Annotated in this window: 13 protein-coding genes; 12 read left to right on the top strand and 1 reads right to left on the bottom strand. The window is 36.9% G+C overall.

Annotated features, from left to right (window positions below):
• Nucleotides 1–67: 67 nt before the first annotated feature.
• Complete coding sequence (locus ACFFLS_RS14500) at nucleotides 68–457, bottom strand: SPOR domain-containing protein (RefSeq protein WP_379684780.1); 390 nt, start codon at nucleotides 455–457, stop codon at nucleotides 68–70.
• Nucleotides 458–676: 219 nt separating this feature from the next.
• Here ACFFLS_RS14500 and ACFFLS_RS14495 point away from each other — a divergent pair, with 219 nt between their 5' ends.
• From ACFFLS_RS14495 to ACFFLS_RS14440, 12 genes are all read left to right on the top strand, one after another.
• Entirely contained in the window at nucleotides 677–2008 is a 1332-nt protein-coding gene (locus ACFFLS_RS14495; RefSeq protein WP_379684781.1) for a c-type cytochrome, read from the top strand.
• Between the two features lie 32 nt (nucleotides 2009–2040).
• Nucleotides 2041–5100, top strand: coding sequence for a TAT-variant-translocated molybdopterin oxidoreductase (locus tag ACFFLS_RS14490; protein ID WP_379684782.1), 3060 nt, complete (start codon nucleotides 2041–2043; stop codon nucleotides 5098–5100).
• A 34-nt stretch (nucleotides 5101–5134) separates the two neighbouring features.
• The gene (gene nrfD / locus ACFFLS_RS14485; protein ID WP_109191792.1) at nucleotides 5135–6538 is read left to right on the top strand and encodes an NrfD/PsrC family molybdoenzyme membrane anchor subunit; all 1404 of its coding nucleotides are present in this window, start codon (nucleotides 5135–5137) and stop codon (nucleotides 6536–6538) included.
• Nucleotides 6531–7055: a DUF3341 domain-containing protein gene (locus ACFFLS_RS14480; RefSeq protein WP_057117454.1), complete on the top strand. Its 525-nt coding sequence runs from the start codon at nucleotides 6531–6533 to the stop codon at nucleotides 7053–7055. The genes nrfD and ACFFLS_RS14480 overlap by 8 nt, the downstream gene beginning before the upstream one ends.
• An 8-nt stretch (nucleotides 7056–7063) precedes the next feature.
• Entirely contained in the window at nucleotides 7064–7609 is a 546-nt protein-coding gene (locus ACFFLS_RS14475; RefSeq protein WP_379684783.1) for a c-type cytochrome, read from the top strand.
• Nucleotides 7610–7636: 27 nt separating this feature from the next.
• Complete coding sequence (locus tag ACFFLS_RS14470; protein ID WP_379684784.1) at nucleotides 7637–9031, top strand: quinol:cytochrome C oxidoreductase; 1395 nt, start codon at nucleotides 7637–7639, stop codon at nucleotides 9029–9031.
• Between the two features lie 19 nt (nucleotides 9032–9050).
• On the top strand, nucleotides 9051–10244 hold the full coding sequence (locus ACFFLS_RS14465) for a cytochrome c oxidase subunit II (RefSeq protein ID WP_379684785.1): 1194 nt from the start codon (nucleotides 9051–9053) through the stop codon (nucleotides 10242–10244).
• 29 nt (nucleotides 10245–10273) lie between these two features.
• On the top strand, nucleotides 10274–12076 hold the full coding sequence (locus ACFFLS_RS14460; protein ID WP_135223179.1) for a cytochrome c oxidase subunit I: 1803 nt from the start codon (nucleotides 10274–10276) through the stop codon (nucleotides 12074–12076).
• A gap of 106 nt (nucleotides 12077–12182) precedes the next feature.
• Nucleotides 12183–13205: a Holliday junction branch migration DNA helicase RuvB gene (gene ruvB, locus ACFFLS_RS14455; RefSeq protein ID WP_379684786.1), complete on the top strand. Its 1023-nt coding sequence runs from the start codon at nucleotides 12183–12185 to the stop codon at nucleotides 13203–13205.
• Between the two features lie 3 nt (nucleotides 13206–13208).
• On the top strand, nucleotides 13209–14555 hold the full coding sequence (locus tag ACFFLS_RS14450; RefSeq protein WP_379684787.1) for a cytochrome P450: 1347 nt from the start codon (nucleotides 13209–13211) through the stop codon (nucleotides 14553–14555).
• Nucleotides 14552–15478, top strand: coding sequence for a tRNA epoxyqueuosine(34) reductase QueG (gene queG, locus ACFFLS_RS14445; protein ID WP_379684788.1), 927 nt, complete (start codon nucleotides 14552–14554; stop codon nucleotides 15476–15478). Before ACFFLS_RS14450 ends, queG begins: the two co-directional genes overlap by 4 nt.
• Nucleotides 15479–15982: 504 nt before the next feature.
• Nucleotides 15983–21964, top strand: a 5982-nt coding sequence (locus ACFFLS_RS14440; protein ID WP_379689472.1) for a DUF8696 domain-containing protein, incomplete at its 3' end; no start/stop codon positions are given.

Here is a 21964-nt window from a genome sequence, read left to right as displayed (position 1 = left end):
TTGGGTCTGAAAGGACATTTGATTTATATAAAAAAAGCGAGGTTTAGACCTCGCTTTTTTTTGGTTTTTATTTCCCTGGCTTAAGAAGAAAAACACTTTTGTATCGTTTTTTTATTTCAATCAAATTTCTTTCTGCTTCAATCCTTGTTTTAAAATTCCCAACAATTACTTTATAATTTGGTGTGTTGAAAATTATGGTGCCGTCAATGGCCGAATTTTCTCTTTTAAAATCTGAAAGCGTTTTTTTTGCTTCATCGCTTTTTCCGCTAAAGATTTGAATTCTATAGGTATCGTTTGTGCTTAATGACGTGTTAATTTTACGTTTCTCGTTAAGAAGCTGCTCAAATTTGCTGTCTTGATTCAATGTTAAATTTTGGTCTTGTGCGTTAATATTGTGTGCAAAAGCAATCGTTGCAATTGTTAGCATTAGACTTTTTGATGGGCTTAAAATTCTCATAATGTGATGGTTTTTATGCAAAAATACTATTTAAAGTTCGGATGTAAAATTTTAATATTATTTAGAATTGATATAAATTGATATTTAAGAGTATTTTAAGGTTTTGAGAATAGTTCATAAGTCGTATTTTTGTGCAGGTTTTAAAAGACGGTATCGATTTAGCTCAGTTTAGAACAGAAAAAATCATACCAAAAATTAGTAGACAATTATTTATACTATATGAAAAAGGTGGGTAACCATAATTCGATCTCAAGAAAATTAATGCTTGGCTTATCGCTGACGTTGATTTTCTCCCTAACTTCATTCGCTCAAGATCCAGCTGCTGCTACGGCGGCGCCTGAGGCAGCGACCGCTGCTCCAGCTGCAGGAGGCGGTGATCCAGTAAAAGGGAAGGAACTTTTTAATGCAAATTGCGCTGCATGTCACAAATTAGATGCTAAGTCAACTGGACCAGCTTTAAGGGGAGTTGCCGATAAACATGATAAAGCTTGGCTTTACAAGTGGGTGCATAACAGTTCTGACATGATTAAGTCAGGTGATCCTGTTGCTGTTAAACTTTTTGAAGAAAACAATAAAGCAGTAATGACGTCTTTTCCTCAGCTTTCTGAAGGAGATATAGATAATATTATAGCTTATACTTCTGAGCCTAAAGTTGACCCTCCAAAAGGTGTTGAAGGACTTCCATCAGGACCTCAAGCAGGAGGAAATGGAATTTCAAATAATATTATTTTAGGGGCTCTTGCTCTTGTTATGGCTATCTTGGTGGTTATGTTGTTCATGGTGAACAAAGTACTTACTAAAGTAGCAAATAAAAACGGTATTGAGGTTGCTCCAAAAGAGGCTAGAACTCCGATTTGGAAAGCTTTTATTCAAAATCAATTCTTGGTTTTGGTTACTTCAATCTTTTTGCTTTTGGCAAGTGGTTATTTTGTATATGGATACTTAATGCAAGTAGGTGTAGATCAGAATTATGAGCCAATTCAGCCAATTCACTACTCTCACAAAATTCACGCTGGTGATAACGAAATCAATTGTAAGTATTGCCACTCTGCTGCTCGTGTAAGTAAAACTGCTGGTATTCCTTCATTGAATGTTTGTATGAACTGTCATAAGAACATTTCAGAAGTTGCTGAAACTACTGCTACTGCAGAATACAGCAAAGCTTTCTACGATGCTCAGATTCAAAAATTATATGATGCTGTTGGATGGGATAAGACTAAACAGACTTATACTGGAAAAACAATGCCTGTAAAATGGGTTCGTATTCATAATCTTCCTGACTTTGTTTACTTCAACCACTCACAACACGTTTCTGTTGCTGGAATTGAATGTCAAACTTGTCACGGTCCAGTTCAAGAATTCGAAATCATGAAGCAATACTCTAAATTAACAATGGGATGGTGTGTTGATTGCCATAGAAAAACTGATGTTAAGATGGAAGGTAACGCTTACTATGATAAGATTCATGCTGAACTTTCTAGAAAATACGGTGTAGAGAAATTAACTGCAGCGCAAATGGGAGGTTTAGAATGCGGTAAATGCCACTATTAATCGATTTATTAAGATTTTAATATATATATACAATGTCATCAAACAAAAAATACTGGAAAAGTGTTGAGGAGCTAGAAAACAGCTCTATTGTTGAGGCGCTTAGAAATAACGAATTTGTTGAAGAAATTCCTACTGATGAGTTTTTAGGTAACGCTGAGGCTTTATCTACATCTGGGACTTCACGTCGTGACTTTTTAAAGTACGTAGGGTTTAGTACTGCAGCTGTTACTTTAGCTGCTTGCGAAGGTCCAGTTCACAAGTCTATCCCTTATGTATTACAACCAGAGCAAATCATTCCTGGTGTTGCAGATTATTATGCAACTACCGTTTTTGATGGTTTTGATTTTGCAAACCTTTTGGTTAAAACTCGTGAGGGTCGTCCAATTAAAATTGAAAACAATACAATTGCAGGAGCTAAATTTTCTGCGAACGCTAGAATTCATGCATCTATTTTAGGATTGTATGATAGTGGTCGTTTGAAAGAACCAAAAGTGGATGGTAAAAATTCTTCTTGGTCTGCTGTTGATTTGAAAATCAAATCTAGTTTAGCTGAAGCTAAAACAAAAGGCGGACAAGTAGTGTTATTAACAAATACTTTGGCTAGCCCGTCTACAGAAAAATTAATAGCAGAATTTATTGCTAAAACCCCAAATGCTAAGCACGTTGTGTACGATGCAGTTTCTTCATCTGAAGCTTTAGATGCTTTTGAAGCTGTTTATGGACAAAGAGCTTTAGTGGATTACGATTTTTCAAAAGCTAATTTAATCGTTTCTGTTGGTGCAGATTTCTTAGGAGATTGGCAAGGAGGCGGATACGATGCTGGATATGCAAAAGGACGTATTCCTCATCAAGGAAAAATGTCTCGTCACTTTCAGTTCGAATCAAACATGACATTATCTGGAGCTGCTGCTGATAAGCGTGTCCCAATGACAATAGCTGATCAAAAACAGGCTTTAGTTCAAATTTATAACATTGTTGTAGGTGCTTCTATTCCAGTTACTTTAGAAGGTAATTTAAAAAATGAAGTAGTTAAAGCGGCTCAACAACTTAAAGCTAATAAAACAAAAGGAGTTTTAGTATCTGGAATTGAAGATAAAAATGCTCAATTATTAGTTTTAGCTATCAATCAAGAATTAAATAGCGAAGCTTTTACTACTGCAGGAGCAAGAAACATTAGAAAAGGTTCTAATGCTGCTGTTGCACAATTAATTAAAGATTTGAATGCAGGAAGTGTTCATACTTTAATTATGAGTGGTGTAAATCCAGTTTATACTTTAGCTGATTCAGAGGCTTTTGTATCTGGATTGAAAAAAGTTGAGAATTCAGTTGCGTTTTCATTAAAAGAAGACGAGACTGCATCTATCGTTAAAATTGCCGCTCCGGTTCCTCATTATTTAGAGTCTTGGGGTGATGTTGAGATTACAAAAGGAACTTATAGTTTAACACAACCAACTATTCGTCCTATCTTTAATACAAAACAATTTCAGGATGTATTATTGTCATTAAATGGTACTGCTGGTACTTTTTATGATTATTTAAAAGCAAATTCTGTTGCTTTTACAGCTGGTTCATCTTGGAACAAAGTATTGCATGACGGAATTTACGTAACAGAATCTGTTGCTTTAGCTGGTGGAGCAATTGATGCTTCTGCTGCAGCAAATGCTCTTTCTAAATCTAAATCTAATGGTGAGTACGAATTAGTATTATACACTAAAACTGGTTTAGGTGATGGACAGCATGCAAACAACCCTTGGTTGCAAGAGTTCCCAGATCCAATTACGAGAGTTTCTTGGGATAACTATGTTACTGTTTCAAAAGTAGATGCAAAAAAACTTGGTTTATCTAACGAGATTGTTGCAAATGGAGGTTTAAATGGTAGTTATGCTACTATTACAACTGCTGACGGAATCAAATTAGAGAAAGTTCCTGTTATCGTTCAGCCAGGTCAGGCTGTAGGAACTGTAGGTCTTGCACTTGGTTACGGACGCAAAGCTTCTCTAAAAGAAGAAATGCAAGTAGGTTTAAATGCTTACGCTTTATATAAAGGTTTCAACGGAATTCAATCTGTTTCTATTGCTAAAGCTGCGGGAGAACACGAGTTTGCTTGTGTTCAAGGTCAGAAAACGTTAATGGGAAGAGGTGATATCATCAAAGAAACTACTTTAGATGTGTTTAATAAAGAAAGTGCTGAACATTGGAACGAAAAACCAATGGTATCTTTAGATCACCAAGAAGTACAAGCTTCAACTGTAGATTTATGGGAATCATTTGATCGTACTACTGGACACCACTTCAATCTTTCTATTGACTTAAATGCTTGTACTGGATGTGGGGCTTGTGTTATTGCTTGTCACGCTGAGAACAACGTACCAGTTGTTGGTAAAGCAGAGGTAAGAAGAAGCCGTGATATGCACTGGTTGCGTATTGATAGATACTATTCTTCTGAAAGTACTTTTGAAGGAGATAATAAAAGAAAAGAAGGAATTGCAGGATTATCTAGTTCATTGTCTACTTTCAATGAAATGGAGAATCCAGGTGAGAACCCTCAGGTGGCATTCCAACCTGTAATGTGTCAGCACTGTAATCATGCTCCATGTGAGACTGTTTGTCCAGTAGCCGCTACATCTCATGGTCGTCAAGGTCAAAACCACATGGCTTACAACAGATGTGTTGGTACTCGTTACTGTGCAAACAACTGTCCTTATAAAGTACGTCGTTTCAACTGGTTCTTGTACAACAAGAATAGTGAATTCGATTACCACATGAATGATGATTTAGGTCGTATGGTGTTAAATCCAGATGTAAACGTACGTTCTCGTGGGGTTATGGAAAAATGTTCTTTCTGTATCCAAAGTACTCAAGCTGTAATTCTTCAGGCAAAACGTGAAGGTAGAGTAGTTGCTAAAGATGAGTTCAACAATGCTTGTGCTTGTTCTGCTGCTTGTTCTTCTGGAGCTATGGTCTTTGGGGATGTAAATGATAAAGAAAGTGAAGTTGCGAAACTTGCTGAAAGCGAAAGAGCATATCACTTATTAGAGCATGTGGGTACAAAACCAAATGTTTTCTATCATGTAAAAGTTAGAAATACTTAGTAAAATTATTAATTAAGAAACAATATAAAGGATTATGTCGTCTCATTACGAAGCACCCATTAGAAAACCTTTAGTTATAGGTGATAAATCATATCACGATGTAACTGTAGATGTAGCAGCACCTGTTGAAGGACCTGCAAATAAACAATGGTGGATTGTATTTACAATCGCATTAGTAGCCTTCCTTTGGGGGTTAGGTTGTATAATTTACACCGTATCTACCGGTATCGGAACATGGGGATTAAATAAAACAGTTGGTTGGGCTTGGGATATCACTAACTTCGTTTGGTGGGTAGGTATTGGTCACGCCGGAACATTAATTTCTGCGGTATTATTACTTTTCCGTCAACGTTGGAGAATGGCTATTAACCGTTCTGCGGAAGCTATGACCATTTTCTCTGTAGTCCAAGCAGGTCTATTTCCAATCATTCACATGGGACGTCCATGGTTAGCATACTGGGTATTACCTATTCCAAATCAATTTGGGTCTCTATGGGTAAACTTTAACTCACCATTACTTTGGGACGTATTCGCGATTTCAACGTATCTTTCAGTATCATTAGTTTTCTGGTGGACTGGTTTACTACCTGACTTTGCAATGCTTCGTGATAGAGCTATAACTCCATTTAATAAAAGAGTTTATTCTATCTTAAGTTTTGGATGGAGTGGTAGAGCAAAAGACTGGCAGCGTTTTGAAGAGGTATCTTTAGTATTAGCTGGTTTAGCAACTCCTCTTGTACTTTCTGTACACACAATTGTATCTATGGACTTTGCTACTTCTGTAATTCCTGGATGGCATACAACAATTTTCCCTCCATACTTCGTTGCTGGAGCGGTTTTCTCAGGATTCGCAATGGTAAATACCTTGTTGATTGTTATGAGAAAAGTTTCTAACCTAGAAGCATACATTACATTACAACATATTGAATTAATGAACATCATTATTATGATTACAGGTTCTATTGTTGGTGTGGCTTACATCACTGAGTTATTCGTAGCTTGGTATTCAGGTGTAGAGTATGAGCAGTATGCATTCTTAAACAGAGCAACAGGACCTTACTGGTGGGCTTACTGGTCTATGATGACTTGTAACGTATTCTCTCCTCAGTTCATGTGGTTCAAAAAACTAAGAACTAGTATCATGTTCTCATTTATCATTTCAATCGTGGTAAATATTGGTATGTGGTTTGAAAGATTCGTAATTATTGTTACTTCTTTACATAGAGATTACCTTCCATCTTCTTGGACAATGTTCTCACCAACATTTGTTGATATCGGAATATTCATTGGAACAATTGGTTTCTTCTTCGTATTGTTTTTATTATACTCTAGAACATTCCCTGTAATTGCTCAGGCAGAGGTTAAAACAATTTTGAAAGGAACAGGAGATAATTACATTAGAGAAAGAGCAAATAGTAAAGATTCACATCATGAGTAATAAAGTAATATACGCCATTTATAATGACGATGATATTTTGATGGATGCAGTAAAGAAAACAAGAGCTGCTCACCATCATATTGAAGAGGTTTTTACTCCATTCCCAGTTCACGGATTGGATAAAGCAATGGGCTTAGCACCAACAAGATTAGCAATATGTGCTTTTTTATATGGATGTGTTGGTATTTCTGTTGCAACAACAATGATGAGTTATATCATGATTCACGACTGGCCACAAGATATTGGTGGTAAGCCAAGTTTCAGTTTCATTCAAAATATGCCATCTTTTGTACCAATTATGTTTGAGATGACTGTGTTTTTTGCAGCTCACTTAATGGTGATCACTTTTTATATGAGAAGTAGATTATGGCCTTTTAAAGAAGCTGAAAACCCAGATGTAAGAACAACTGATGACCATTTTTTAATGGAAGTTGCCGTAAATAATAACGAAGCAGAATTAGTGTCTTTCTTCGAAGGAACTGGAGCTGTTGAAGTTAAAGTAATTGAAAAGAATTAATTGTAGCTATGAAAAGGATATATAAAATAACACTTTTAGTTGGTATAACTATTTTAGTTTCATCTTGCCACAATAATTCGGCACCAAACTATCAGTATTTCCCTAATATGTATGAATCTGTTGCTTACGAGCCTTATACAGAAGCAAAAGTATTTAAAGGTGGAAAAGAAGGACAGCTTCCTGTAGAAGGAACTATCAATAGAGGTTATGAACCTTATGAATACGAAAATTCAACAGCAGGTTACGAATTGGCAAAAGCTAATTTGAAGTCTCCTTTGGATTCTATCGAAAAAAATTCTGGAAAAGGAAAAGAACTTTTCGAAATTTATTGTATCAGCTGCCACGGAGCTACTGGTAACGGTAAAGGTAAATTGGTTGAAAGAGAGAAATTTCTTGGAGTACCTAGCTATAAAGACAGAGAAATCACTGAAGGAAGTATCTTTCATGTTGAAACTTATGGTTTAAATGCAATGGGTTCACATGCAAATCAATTAAGTGCTCACGAACGTTGGTTAGTTGCTGACTATGTTCTGAAACTAAAAAGCCAATTATAATTGTTGAACAAACTGATCGTAATAGATATGTATACATTTTCAAGTAAATTAAAAACTTTTTCTATCATCTTAATGGCCGTTGGTATATTAGGAATTGGGTATGGTTTTTTAAGTGCACCAAAAGATATAAAAGAAGTTGAAAAAATACTAGAAGCAGATGCTCATGGAGCTCATGGAAGTTCACACGAAGCTACAGCTGAAGGTTCTCATAAAGCTGAAGGGCATCATGAAACTGCTGAGGCTTCTCATGATTCACACAAAAAAGTTGCACATGATGAAGTTTCTGGTGCAGATGAACACGAAAAACATTTAGAGCATGTATTGCACCAGTTGCAGAATAAGCCTTGGTCTGCTTTATATGTAGCTTGTATTTTCTTCTTGCTGCTTTCAATGGGAGTTTTGGCATTTTATGCTATTCAACAGGTTGCTCAAGCAGGTTGGTCTCCAGTTTTATTTAGAGTTATGCAAGGTATTACAGCTTATTTACCAGCTGGGTCTGTAATTTTCTTAATTATTTTAGTTTTATGTGGATTACACTTTAATCATATTTTCGTATGGTTAGGAAAAGATGTAACTGTGCCTGGTAGTCCAAATTATGATGCAATTATTGCTGGGAAATCTGGATATTTAAACTTTCCTTTTTGGATTATAAGAGCATTTATCTTTTTATTAGGATGGAATGTTTACCGTCATTTTTCTAGAAAGAATTGCTTAGCACAAGACGAAGCTAACGACGATTTGTTCTACAAAAAGAACTTCAAAGCATCTGCTGGATTCTTAGTTTTCTTTATTGTTTCTGAATCTATCATGGCTTGGGATTGGATTATGTCTTTCGATCCTCACTGGTTTAGTACTTTATTTGCTTGGTATGTTTTTGCATCTTTCTTTGTAAGTGGTATTACTACAATCGCATTAGTAACGATTTATTTAAAATCTAAAGGTTATTTAGAATATGTAAATAACAGCCACATTCACGATTTAGCAAAATTCATGTTTGGTATTAGTGTTTTCTGGACTTATTTATGGTTCTCACAATTCATGCTGATTTGGTATGCAAATATTCCTGAAGAGGTTACTTATTTCGTAACAAGAATTCAATTGTACAACTTGCCTTTCTTTGGAGCAGTTGTTATGAACTTTGTTTTCCCATTGTTAATCTTAATCAATTCAGATTTCAAACGTCTTAACTGGATTGTTGTGATGGCTGGTATTGTTATTTTACTAGGACATTATGTAGATTTCTTTAATATGATTATGCCTGGTACTGTTGGAGATAAATGGTTTATTGGAGTTTCTGAAATTGCTTCTATCCTTTTCTTCTTAGGTTTATTTATTTTTGTAGTATTCACTGCATTGACTAAAGCTCCTTTGTTGGCAAAAAGAAATCCTTTCATTGAAGAAAGTAAACATTTTCATTATTAATATTTAAAGAAGTAAACAGATGACAAGTTTGTTGGTAATTATAGTTTTAGTTTTATTAGCGATTGCTTTATGGCAGTTGACCAAGATATTTGATCTTACTCAGGTTGGATCTACTTCGGACGACTCTCAGATTGCATCTGATAATGATAATAATATTCAGGGATATATTTTGTTTGGCTTTTTAGCTTTCATCTATATCTTTACAATATACGGTTTACTAAAATGGGGAAATCTTGCTCTTCATACTCCGGCTTCGGAACATGGATTGTTAGTAGATAATTTGATGAATATTACTTGGGTGTTGATTTTCACAGTTCAAGTTATTACTCAAGGATTATTATATTGGTTTTCTTTTAAAAATAGAGGACACAAAGATAGAAAAGCGTTATTTTTTGCTGATAGTAATAAATTAGAGGCTATCTGGAGTATTATTCCATCTGTTGTTTTAGCTTGTTTAATTCTTTATGGATTATATGCTTGGAACAATATCATGTTTGTTGATAAAGATGAGGATGTTATCGAGATTGAATTATACGCTCAACAGTTCAAATGGACAGCAAGATATGCTGGTGCAGATAATACTTTAGGAAAAGCTAACGTAAGATTGATTGAAGGAATAAATACTTTAGGAGTTGATATGTCTGATAAAAATTCTGAAGATGATATCGTAGTTTCTGAATTGCATATTCCTAAAGGAAAAAAAGTTCACTTTAAAATGCGTTCTCAGGATGTTTTGCACTCTGCATACTTTCCTCACTTTAGAGCACAGATGAACTGTGTTCCAGGTATGGTTACTGAGTTTGCTTTTGTTCCTACTTATACTACTGCAGAATACAGAGAGCTTCCTTTTATGGTTGAAAAAGTAGCAAAAATTAATAAATTGAGAGCAGAAAAAAGTGTTGAACTACTTGCTAATGGTGGTACAGCTTTAGATCCTTACACATTTGATTATTTATTATTATGTAATAAAATCTGTGGAGCTTCTCATTACAATATGCAAATGAAAGTTGTAGTTGATACTCCTGAGGATTATAAAAAATGGTTAAGCGAAAAAACTACTTTATCTCAGGATATTAAAGCGGCGGCAGCGGCAGAAAAACCAGCTGAAGGTGCTGCTCCAACTGGTGACAGTGCAGCTAAAAAAGTAGAAGATACAGTAAAGGCAGTTGTTGATACTGTAAAAGCTGCAGTAGCTAAAGTTGCTATGAAATAATTAATTTAGAAAATTTAAAGTACACATATATGTCAGCAGAAGCGCACGATCACGATCACGGACACGATCACGAGCACGAACATCATCATAAAGACACGTTTATTACTAAATATATTTTTAGTATAGACCACAAAATGATTGCTAAACAATATTTGATTACAGGTATTGTTATGGGAGTAATCGGTATTGCTATGTCTTTATTATTTAGAATGCAATTAGCGTGGCCGGAAGAGTCTTTCAAGATATTTAATGTTTTATTAGGAGATAAATTTGCACCTGATGGTGTAATGGCAAATGATATTTATCTAGCTTTAGTTACAATTCACGGTACCATCATGGTATTCTTTGTACTGACAGCTGGTTTGAGTGGAACATTTAGTAATTTACTTATTCCACTTCAGATTGGAGCACGAGATATGGCTTCTGGATTCATGAATATGATTTCATACTGGTTGTTTTTCTTATCGGCAGTAGTAATGTTATGTTCTTTATTTGTTGAGGCTGGACCAGCTTCTGCGGGTTGGACAATTTATCCGCCGTTAAGTGCTTTACCACAAGCGATTCCAGGATCAGGAACAGGTATGACTTTATGGTTAGTATCTATGGCTATTTTCATCGCATCTTCTTTGATGGGATCTTTAAATTACATTGTTACTGTTCTTAACTTAAGAACTAAAGGAATGTCTATGACTAGACTTCCTCTTACAATCTGGACTTTCTTTGTAACAGCTATTATTGGTGTTATTTCGTTTCCAGTATTATTATCTGCAGCATTATTATTGATTTTTGATAGAAGCTTTGGCACTTCATTCTTCTTATCAGACATTTATATTGCCGGAGAGGTTTTACACTACCAAGGTGGTTCTCCAGTATTGTTTGAGCACTTATTCTGGTTCTTAGGTCACCCTGAGGTTTACATCGTAATCTTGCCAGCAATGGGTCTTGTATCTGAAATTATGGCTACAAACTCTCGTAAACCAATCTTTGGTTACAGAGCGATGATTATGTCAGTTCTTGCAATCGCGTTCTTATCTACAATCGTTTGGGGTCACCACATGTTTATTTCAGGTATGAATCCTTTCTTAGGATCTGTGTTTACATTTACAACTTTATTGATTGCAATTCCATCTGCTGTAAAAGCATTCAACTGGATTACAACTTTATGGAAAGGTAACTTACAGTTCAACCCTGCAATGTTATTCTCAATCGGAATGGTTTCTACTTTCATCACTGGAGGTTTAACAGGAATCATTTTAGGAGATAGTACTTTGGATATCAACGTTCACGATACATACTTCGTAATTGCTCACTTCCACTTAGTAATGGGTATTTCTGCACTTTACGGAATGTTTGCTGGTATCTACCACTGGTTTCCTAAAATGTACGGAAGAATGTTGAATAAAAATTTAGGTTACATTCACTTCTGGATTACAGCGGTTTGTGCTTATGGTGTTTTCTTTCCAATGCACTTTATTGGATTAGCTGGTTTACCAAGACGTTATTATACAAACACAAACTTCCCATTATTTGACGATTTGCAAAATGTAAACGTATTAATTACAACATTTGCTCTTGTTGGAGGTGCGTTCCAGTTAGTATTCTTGTACAATTTCTTCGTAAGTATTTTCTACGGTAAGAAAGCAGTTCAGAATCCATGGAGGTCTACAACTTTAGAATGGACTACTCCAGTAGAACATATTCACGGTAACTGGCCAGGTGAAATTCCTCATGTATACCGTTGGCCGTATGACTACAGCAACCCAAATCATGATGTAGATTTTGTACCACAAAATGTACCAATGAAAGAAGGAGAACAGGTTTTACACCACTAAAAATATTTAAGGCTGTCAGTTTTGGCAGCCTTTTTTGTTTCGTTAAATTAACGGATCTGATAATATTACTCTTTTTCAAACTGATAAGTTTATATATCTTTGCAGGATGAATGAGAATCTAGATCCCACTACAAAAGGTTATAATTCTGAAGAATTAGACCTTGAGAAAAGACTGCGTCCGCTGTCATTTGATGATTTTGCCGGGCAAGATCAGGTTTTAGAAAATTTAAAAGTATTTGTCGCAGCAGCAAATCAACGTGGTGAAGCTCTTGACCACGCTTTATTTCATGGACCTCCAGGTCTTGGAAAAACTACATTGGCTAATATTTTAGCAAATGAACTTCAGGTAGGAATCAAAATTACTTCGGGTCCTGTTTTGGATAAGCCGGGTGATTTGGCTGGACTTCTTACAAATCTTGACGAAAGAGATGTTTTATTTATTGATGAGATTCATCGATTAAGCCCAGTTGTTGAAGAATATTTATATTCTGCTATGGAAGATTTTAAGATTGATATCATGATAGAATCAGGTCCTAATGCAAGAACTGTACAGATTAATTTAAATCCGTTTACACTAATTGGGGCCACAACCCGTTCGGGATTGTTGACTGCTCCAATGCGAGCTCGTTTCGGAATATCTTCCCGTTTACAATATTATACAACAGAACTTTTAACCACAATCGTTGAACGAAGCAGTTCTATTTTGAAAATGCCAATTGACTTGGAGGCAGCAATTGAAATAGCTGGTCGTAGCCGCGGGACACCTCGTATTGCAAATGCTTTATTGAGACGTGTGAGAGATTTTGCTCAGATAAAAGGTAATGGAACCATTGATTTGGAAATAGCTCGTTATGCTTTAAAAGCTTTAAATGTTGATGCTCATGGTTTGGATGAGATGGATAATAAAATTTTGTTGACGATTATCAATAAATTTAAAGGTGGTCCAGTTGGGTTATCAACTTTGGCTACGGCTGTTTCTGAAAGCAGTGAAACCATAGAAGAAGTTTATGAACCTTTTTTAATTCAAGAAGGTTTTATAATGAGAACACCACGTGGTAGAGAAGTGACGGATAAAGCATATAAACATTTGGGAAAAATTAATACCAATATTCAAGGCGGCTTGTTTTAGATTATGGGTGGGAATCGAAAATATAATTATCCTCAGAAACTTTCAATAATCAGATTTCTTTTGGATGCCGAGGGAATTCGTAAAAATCCCATCCCATATCATGAAGAGTATTTTGCTACGTTTGGCGATTCTTTTTCTATAAAAGTTGGATTTTCAAAATACATTGTACTATCAAGAGACAATGAAATTGCACAGCACATTTTACAGAAAAATCAAAAGAATTATTACAAATCAAAGTTTCAGTCTATTTATTTGTCTAAATATTTAGGTAAAGGATTGTTGACTATTAATGGTGACTTTTGGTTGCGTCAGAGACGGTTAATCCAGCCAGCTTTTCATAAACAAAAAATGAATGAGCTCGTCGTAAATATGCAACTTACAGTTAAAGATGAATTGTCTGGTCTTTTGAAAAATCAGAAGGTTGATTTGTTTCCAATTATGAGCGAGCTTGCTTTTAACGTTGTTGCCAAATCACTATTTAATTTTTCGATTTCTGAATATAAATTACAGCGAATAAAATATATTATTGAAGAGGTTCAGAACTTTCTAATTAAAGAAATCAGACTTCCGCATAAGGCGTGGTGGTTTTCAATTAGTGGTCAAGTTCGTAAGCATCTTGAATTGTCTAAAGAGAATGACAATATTATTCGTGAAATTGTGCAGGAGAGAAAGCATTCAGATCTAGTAGTTAGTGATCTCTTGAATATGCTTTTGGAAACTAGATACGAAGACACTGGTGAAGGAATGTCTTTGGAACAGTTGGTTGATGAAATCAAGATTTTATTTATTGCGGGTCACGAGACTACGGCTAATGCTTTGACTTTTATATTGCATCTTTTGGGAAATCATCCTGAGATACAGCAAAGATTATTTGATGAGTTTACCACTGTTGAGGCTGAAAGCAATAACATTATAGAGCAGCTTCAAAAAATGGTTTACACGAATGCTGTAATAAACGAATCTATGCGCTTATATCCGCCAGCTTGGATTACTGATAGAGAAAATCTCGAAGAAGATTCTATAGGCAATTTTAATCTTAAAAAAGGAACTTTGATAGGTGTTTCTTTTTATGCATTGCATCGCAACCCAAAATATTGGAAAAATCCAGATGTTTTTGATCCTGAACGTTTTTTAGGAGAGCAGAAAAAACATAGTATGCAGTATTTTTATCCTTTTGGTGCTGGTCCGAGGATGTGCATCGGAACGGGTTTTGCTATTTACGAAATGTGTCTTACACTTTTTCATATCGTAAAAAAATACAGGATTACTTCCTGCAGTGATAAAATCGAATTTAATCCGTTGATTACCTTAAAACCGGTTGGTGTAGAAGTTATTTTCACAGATAGATGAGTATCAATATAAAAGAGACATATTCAAAGTTTATTAAGGCTGAAGCATCGAGACTTGGTTTTATTTCTTGTGGTATTTCGAAAGCTGGTTTTTTGGAAGAGGAAGCTCCAAGACTTGAAAGATGGCTGAAAAATAACTACAATGGTCAGATGTCCTATATGGAAAACCATTTTGATAAACGCCTTGATCCTACTTTGTTGGTCGATGACGCCAAAAGTGTGGTTTCTCTTCTTCTTAATTACTATCCTTCGGTTTCTCAAAATGAAGAAAGTTTTAAGATTTCTAAATATGCTTACGGTCAGGATTATCATTTTGTAATAAAAGAAAAGCTTAAAGAATTTCTTCATTCAATTCAGGAAAACATTGGCGAAGTTTCGGGTCGTGCGTTTGTAGATTCGGCTCCAGTTCTAGATAAAGCCTGGGCAGCAAAAAGCGGTTTAGGATGGATTGGAAAAAATAGTAATCTTCTTACTCAGAAAGTAGGTTCTTTTTACTTTATTGCTGAATTGATTCTTGATTTGGAATTAGAATATGACCATGCAGTAACGGATCATTGTGGTTCCTGCACGGCCTGTATTGATGCATGTCCTACACAGGCAATCGTGGCTCCGTATGTTGTTGATGGGAGTAAATGTATTTCGTATTATACAATCGAATTAAAAGAAAATATTCCTTATGAAATGAAAGGAAAATTTGACGAATGGATGTTTGGCTGTGATACCTGTCAGGATGTATGTCCATGGAATCGATTTTCAAAAGCACATTCGGAACCCTTATTTAATCCTAACTCTGAATTACTGTCTTTTACTAAAAAAGATTGGACTGAAATTACAGAAGATACTTTTCGCGCTGTATTTAAAAATTCTCCAATAAAGAGAACCAAATTTGAGGGACTGAAGCGAAACATTAAATTTCTTCAATGAAAATTCTCTTAAAGAATTTTCTGTCTTAAGTTTTTAATCACAAAATTATTTCCGTAAATAATATCCTTCAATTAGATTCTTGTATATGAATGTATATGTAGGATTATTTTTTCTTTTATTGTGTTTCGTGTCGTTTATTTGAATATTCTCCATTTTTTTAAGAATTTTCTTCGCTTATATTGCTGTATTCTTAAAATCTTTATAGTTTAAGATTTATTTACTTGTAATAAAACTGCACTTTGACGTTTTTCCATGTCGTTTATCGAGTAATGTAGCTAGTAATTAGGGCTTTGTATATTTTCGTTGCTCCAAAACTACATTAATTTAACCTAGACGCAGCATTGAGTCTTGAACCTGACATGACCATGGTCCAAACGATTTTTAAGATTTTTTTTGCATTTGCAAAATCCAATCATTTTCTTTTTTCGTATTTCAAAATTAAGCAGATAAATCGCAGTGATTTTTTTGCCTCAGCTATAACTGTTCCACAAATTCAAGTTGTCTATGCTTAACTCTACTTTTAAAAAGTTTAATTTATTTAGACTAATCCTTCTTGTTTCATTATTTTTTATCTGCACACAGACAAGAGCACAATTTCCCTATTCTGAATCATTTAAAAATACTACGGCACCAGGTATTTCTTTTGGAGGTACTCCAACGGCTTTTTTGACGGCACCAAGTATTGATGTAAATGGTAATGGATATTTAAGGCTTACCAATAACAACGGTAATCAAAAAGGTATAGTTTGGTCAGATTCATATGCCTTTCCGTCTGCTTATGGGCTAAATATTTCGTTTGAATATTATACTTATGGAGGAAACGGTGCCGACGGAATTGCTTTTGTATTATTTGACGCTACCGTTGCTACTGTTACTCCGGGAGCTTTTGGAGGTTCCCTTGGATATGCACAACGTAATACAGAAACGGGATTTCCGGGCGGTTATTTAGGAATTGGTATCGATGAATATGGAAACTTTTCAGCCAATAACGAAGGTAAGCTTAATGGAGCGGGAGTATTGCCAAGCAATATAACTTTACGAGGACAAGGATCTGGCACTAGTGGTTACCCTTATTTGACGCATTCCCAGACTACGGCTTTATCTCCAAGTTTTAATGTAGCTGGTGGCAACCGTGCAGCAACAACTTCTGCCAGTGCTGGATTCAGAAAAGTTAACATAAAACTTAGTCCGCGTTCTGGAGGAGGATTTTTTATTACAGTGAGTATTACTAATGGAAGTACTTTAACGACCATTATAAACAATTATGCTTACACAACATCGAGTCCTCCAAATCTTAAATTTGCGTTGACTTCATCTACAGGAGGTTCTAATAATTACCATGAAGTTAGAAATTTGGATATTAGCGTTGATTCCTCAACGTTATTAACTCCAGTTGCAAATCCCGATACGTTTATAGGCTGTAAAGGTGCTGTGGCGGTATCAGGAGATATTACATCTAATGATAATGGAACAGTAAATACTCTAGGAACAATAAATAAAGCATCTGTCGATTTGGATTCAGCAACAGCAGGTATTCAGAATTCATTTACTGTTGCCAATAAAGGTACATTTACGTATGATTCTGCTACTGGAAGAGTGACTTTTACTCCGATAGATACTTCGATTGTAGGGCCAATAGCTATCAATTACACATTCAATGATACTTATGGGAAAACATCTAATAGTTCAACAATTACATACAATGTTTACACACCAATAACGAAGAATACAATTACGGCATCAGGCACAACTTCTTTTTGCGGAACATCTGGTAATACTGCAAATATTGTTGGTTCTACAGCTGAAGGAGGAACTGGTACAATAACCTATCAGTGGCAGAGCAGTTTAGATAATATAACTTTTAATTCGATAGGAGTTACTACAGAAAGCTATGATCCGCCAGCAATAACTGCGACAACGTACTACAGACGTGTGGCTATTTCTTCAGGTTGTCAGGATATTAGTAATGTAGTAAAAATCACTATTGATTCGCCTTCATCAAATACGACTTCAGCAGCTGCAATCTGTGAAAATGGAACTAAAACTTTAGTCGGATCTCCAATAGGAGGAACTTGGAGCATTGTTTCTGGAGGAGGAACGATTTCTGGAAATGTTTATACGCCAGCTAATATTACATCGGATACAAATGTAACGGTAAGATATACACGATCAGCAGGAAGCTGTGGTTCTGCGAGTACTGCCGACGCAACATTTTTAGTGAATTATGTGCGCGATGTTCAAAATACAACTTCTACAACATCAATATGTGAATGTGGAACTAAATCATTAACGGCAAATATTTCAGGAGGAACATGGAGTATTGTTTCTGGAGGAGGTTCAATTTCAGGAAATACTTATACTCCAGCAAACGTTTCGATTGATACCAGAGTAACTGTACGATACACACTTGCTGGAAATGGTACCTGTGGCGCTACAACTTCTGATGTTTCTTTTACAGTTAATGTTGATAGTGATGATGATGGAATTGCAGATGTTGTTGATTTAGACGATGATAATGACGGAATACTGGATACAGTAGAATGTCCAGCATCTGCGACAAACATTTCTATTGATGGTTTGACTTTTTTATCAGGTTCAGGATCTGCATCAAACATTAATGTAGGGGATTATCTGTTGAAGAGTAATGCGGTAAGCTATCTAGGAGTTACTTATGATATGGTTATCAAAATCCTTTCAATGCAGGTTCCTACAGGTAAATTAGATATTACTACTGCGTCACCATCGGGGACTTTACAATTAAGTGATGCTGTTCCAAATGAAAATCCTTATGTAACGTACTCAATGACTATTGTGAGATCTGGTTCTGCTACAGCTGGGAATCCTCTTGGGACACCGGCCCCAGTTGGTAAATTATGGGTAACGGTAGCTGATCTTGACGGAAATGGAACAGGTGCAGGCAATGAGTTGGGAGATGTGGGAGGATATGCTTCTTCATTAAATCCGGAATATTTGATTGCTGGATCTAATTTAAGTAATCTTGGATTTATGTCTGGAGGGCCAACAGGATTTAACAGTTTCAGACCAACTTTGATACCAGGAATAAATGCTTCAGAAACGGATCTTACTTATGCGTATCAAGCTACTTTCAGCTCTTATACTACAGGTGAGTTTGTTTTTGGAATTACAGGGACTAGAACAGGAACGGTTAGCAGAAAACAAGTTTTGTCGCTTCGTTCTGAGTATGCTTGCGATCGTGATGGAGATGGAATTCCAAATCAGTTGGACTTAGACTCTGATGGTGATTCTTGTTCAGATGCAAACGAATATTACAATTCAAGAACTGCTGATGGAAATGATGGAGGAGTTTATGGGACTGGTACACCAGCAGTCAATTCAAACGGAACAGTTCAGGCAGCATCTTATTCAGGATCATATGTAAATCCGCTTTCTCCAGGAACTGCAAGCACAATTGGGACACATCCTTCAAATCAGACAGCTTCTGCTACAGGTACGGCATCTTTTTCGGTTGCAGTTTCTGGTGGTTCTGGAACTACACAATATCAATGGCAGGTTAGTACAGATAATGGAGCTTCTTGGAACGCCATTGCTAATGGAAGTATTTATTCAAATGTCAATACAGCAAATTTAAATCTGACGGCTATAACGTGTTCAATGAATAATTATAGATATAGAGCCGTAATTACACAATCAGATTATATTTGTGGAAATGTAAGCTCTAACAGCGGTACATTAACAGTTGCAAATCCGACAGCATTATCTTTAACAGGAAGTACAATTTGTGCTTCTCCAGGAAATAATGGTACTATAACTTCTAGTACTTCAGCAACAGGTATTAATTATCAATTATATAATTCCAGCAATACAGCAGTTCAATCTGCAAAAGCAGGTACTGGAGCAGGTTTATCATGGACAGGGTTAGCGGGAGCTAATGGTTATTATGTAATAGGAACTAATGCTGTTACAGGATGCTTTTCTACGAGCAATGCAGTAAATGTTGCAGTAAATGCCATGCCAACTGCTCCAACGGTAACGGTGGTTGACAACTGCAATGGCACTTCTACATTATCAACGACCGCTTCGGGAACTCTTTTATGGAGCACAGGAGCGTCGACATCAAGCATAACGGTTTCTGCTGTCGGAACTTACACAGTTACTGCGACAGTAAACGGCTGTACAAGCGCTGCTGGTTCAGGAACTGCGGCTCCGAAAACGACTCTGTCGGCTCCGGTTGTAACGGTAGTTGATAACTGCAATGGCACTTCTACATTATCAACGACTGCTTCGGGCACTCTTTTGTGGAATACGGGAGCGTCGACATCAAGCATAACGGTTTCTGCTGCCGGAACTTATACCGTTACTGCGACAGTCAATGGCTGTACAAGCGCTGCTGGTTCAGGAACTGCCGCTCCGAAAACGACTCCGTCGGCTCCGGTCGTAACGGTGGTTGACAACTGCAACGGCACTTCGACATTATCAACGACCGCTTCGGGCACCCTTTTATGGAATACTGGAGCGTCGACATCAAGCATAACGGTTTCTGTTGCCGGAACTTACACAGTTACTGCGACAGTAAACGGCTGTACAAGCGCTGCTGGTTCAGGAACTGCGGCTCCGAAAACGACTCCGTCGGCTCCGGTTGTAACGGTAGTTGATAACTGCAATGGCACTTCTACATTATCAACGACCGCTTCGGGTACCCTTTTATGGAATACCGGAGCATCGACATCAAGCATAACGGTTTCTGCTGCCGGTACCTATACGGTTACTACGACAGTCAATGGCTGTACAAGTGCTTCCGGTTCAGGAACTGCCACTCCGAAAACGACTCCGTCGGCTCCCGTTGTAACGGTAGTTGACAACTGCAACGGCACTTCTACATTATCAACGACTGCTTCGGGAACCCTTTTATGGAATACGGGAGCGTCGACATCAAGCATAACGGTTTCTGCTGCCGGAACTTACACAGTTACTGCGACAGTAAACGGCTGTACAAGCGCTGCTGGTTCAGGAACTGCGGCTCCGAAAACGACTCCGTCGGCTCCCGTTGTAACGGTAGTTGACAACTGCAACGGCACTTCGACATTATCAACGACTGCTTCGGGCACTCTTTTGTGGAATACGGGAGCGTCGACATCAAGCATAACGGTTTCTGCTGCCGGAACTTACACAGTTACTGCGACGGTAAACAGCTGTACAAGTGCTGCTGGTTCAGGAACTGCGGCTCCGAAAACGACTCCGTCGGCTCCGGTTGTAACGGTAGTTGACAACTGCAACGGCACTTCGACATTATCAACGACTGCTTCGGGCACTCTTTTGTGGAATACGGGAGCGTCGACATCAAGCATAACTGTTTCTGTTGCAGGAACTTATACCGTTACTACGACAGTCAATGGCTGTACAAGCGCTTCCGGTTCAGGAACTGCCACTCCGAAAACGACTCCTGATACACCGTTATTCAGTACGATTACACAACCAATTTGTGGAACATCGACAGGAAGTTTCACTATAACAAATTACAATCCTTCTTATACTTATAATATAACACCTGCAGGTGCTTTATTAAATACATCAACAGGAGTAATAACAGCACAAAAAGGGAGTTATACTGTAAGTTCAACATTTAATGGCTGTACGTCTTCTAGCTCTGCTTCGGTTAAGATTAACGCTGAAATTTGTGCTAATGATGACAATACTTTTGCGGTTCAGACACCTGGAACAATAACCTCGACAACTGTCGGAAATGTCACAACAAATGATACCTTAGATGGCATCGCAGTTACATCATCAAATACAGATGTTACACCTATAACAAATGGTACTTTAAGTATCGATTCTGAAGGAGTGTTAACTCTTGCTCCTAATACTGTTTCGGGTACTTATAGTATTACCTATCAATTATGCGAAACAGGCTTAAATTCTGGAAACTGTGACACGGCTCAAGTAACTGTTGTGGTTAAAGGAAATTTAGACGCAGTGACTGAAACTACAACATCAATCAACGGAAATACTGGGGGAACGACTGTTTCATTAACTGCAAACGATACTTTAAATGGAACCCCAGTTGTAATAGGAACCAGTCCAGGAGAAGTTACTATAAATATTGTGGGTGCTCTACCAACTGGTTTGACTTTAAATGTGAATGGAACGGTTACGGTTGCAGCAAACACTCCTGCAGGAAATTATAATGTTGAATATACAATTTGCGAAGTTGGAAGCAATCCATCAAATTGTGATACAGTGGTTTCTGTGATAACAGTAGGAACTCCGGTAATAGATGCAGTGATTGAAACGACAGCTTCAGTCAACGGGAATACTGGAGGTACGACCGCTTCATTAACAGCAAACGATACCTTGAACGGAAATCCGGCCGTAATCGGAACTTCTGCAGGGCAAGTAAAACTGACCGGAATCACTGTTCCGACAGGATTGACGCTTAACGCAGACGGAACGGTTACGGTTGCACCGAACACTCCGTCAGGAAACTATAATGTGGAGTACAGCATC

It is taken from the genome of Flavobacterium procerum, assembly GCF_042431625.1.
In the GTDB taxonomy this organism is placed as follows: domain Bacteria; phylum Bacteroidota; class Bacteroidia; order Flavobacteriales; family Flavobacteriaceae; genus Flavobacterium; species Flavobacterium procerum.
The sequence above is the reverse complement of the archived record's forward strand: the minus strand, read 5'-3'. Positions and strand labels throughout refer to the sequence as shown.

Coding starts and splice junctions, on each gene's coding strand:
- ACFFLS_RS14500 (WP_379684780.1), bottom strand. CDS start 457: ATGAGAATTTTAAGCCCATCAAAAAGTCTAATGCTAACAATTGCAACG.
- ACFFLS_RS14495 (WP_379684781.1), top strand. CDS start 677: ATGAAAAAGGTGGGTAACCATAATTCGATCTCAAGAAAATTAATGCTT.
- ACFFLS_RS14490 (WP_379684782.1), top strand. CDS start 2,041: ATGTCATCAAACAAAAAATACTGGAAAAGTGTTGAGGAGCTAGAAAAC.
- nrfD (WP_109191792.1), top strand. CDS start 5,135: ATGTCGTCTCATTACGAAGCACCCATTAGAAAACCTTTAGTTATAGGT.
- ACFFLS_RS14480 (WP_057117454.1), top strand. CDS start 6,531: ATGAGTAATAAAGTAATATACGCCATTTATAATGACGATGATATTTTG.
- ACFFLS_RS14475 (WP_379684783.1), top strand. CDS start 7,064: ATGAAAAGGATATATAAAATAACACTTTTAGTTGGTATAACTATTTTA.
- ACFFLS_RS14470 (WP_379684784.1), top strand. CDS start 7,637: ATGTATACATTTTCAAGTAAATTAAAAACTTTTTCTATCATCTTAATG.
- ACFFLS_RS14465 (WP_379684785.1), top strand. CDS start 9,051: ATGACAAGTTTGTTGGTAATTATAGTTTTAGTTTTATTAGCGATTGCT.
- ACFFLS_RS14460 (WP_135223179.1), top strand. CDS start 10,274: ATGTCAGCAGAAGCGCACGATCACGATCACGGACACGATCACGAGCAC.
- ruvB (WP_379684786.1), top strand. CDS start 12,183: ATGAATGAGAATCTAGATCCCACTACAAAAGGTTATAATTCTGAAGAA.
- ACFFLS_RS14450 (WP_379684787.1), top strand. CDS start 13,209: ATGGGTGGGAATCGAAAATATAATTATCCTCAGAAACTTTCAATAATC.
- queG (WP_379684788.1), top strand. CDS start 14,552: ATGAGTATCAATATAAAAGAGACATATTCAAAGTTTATTAAGGCTGAA.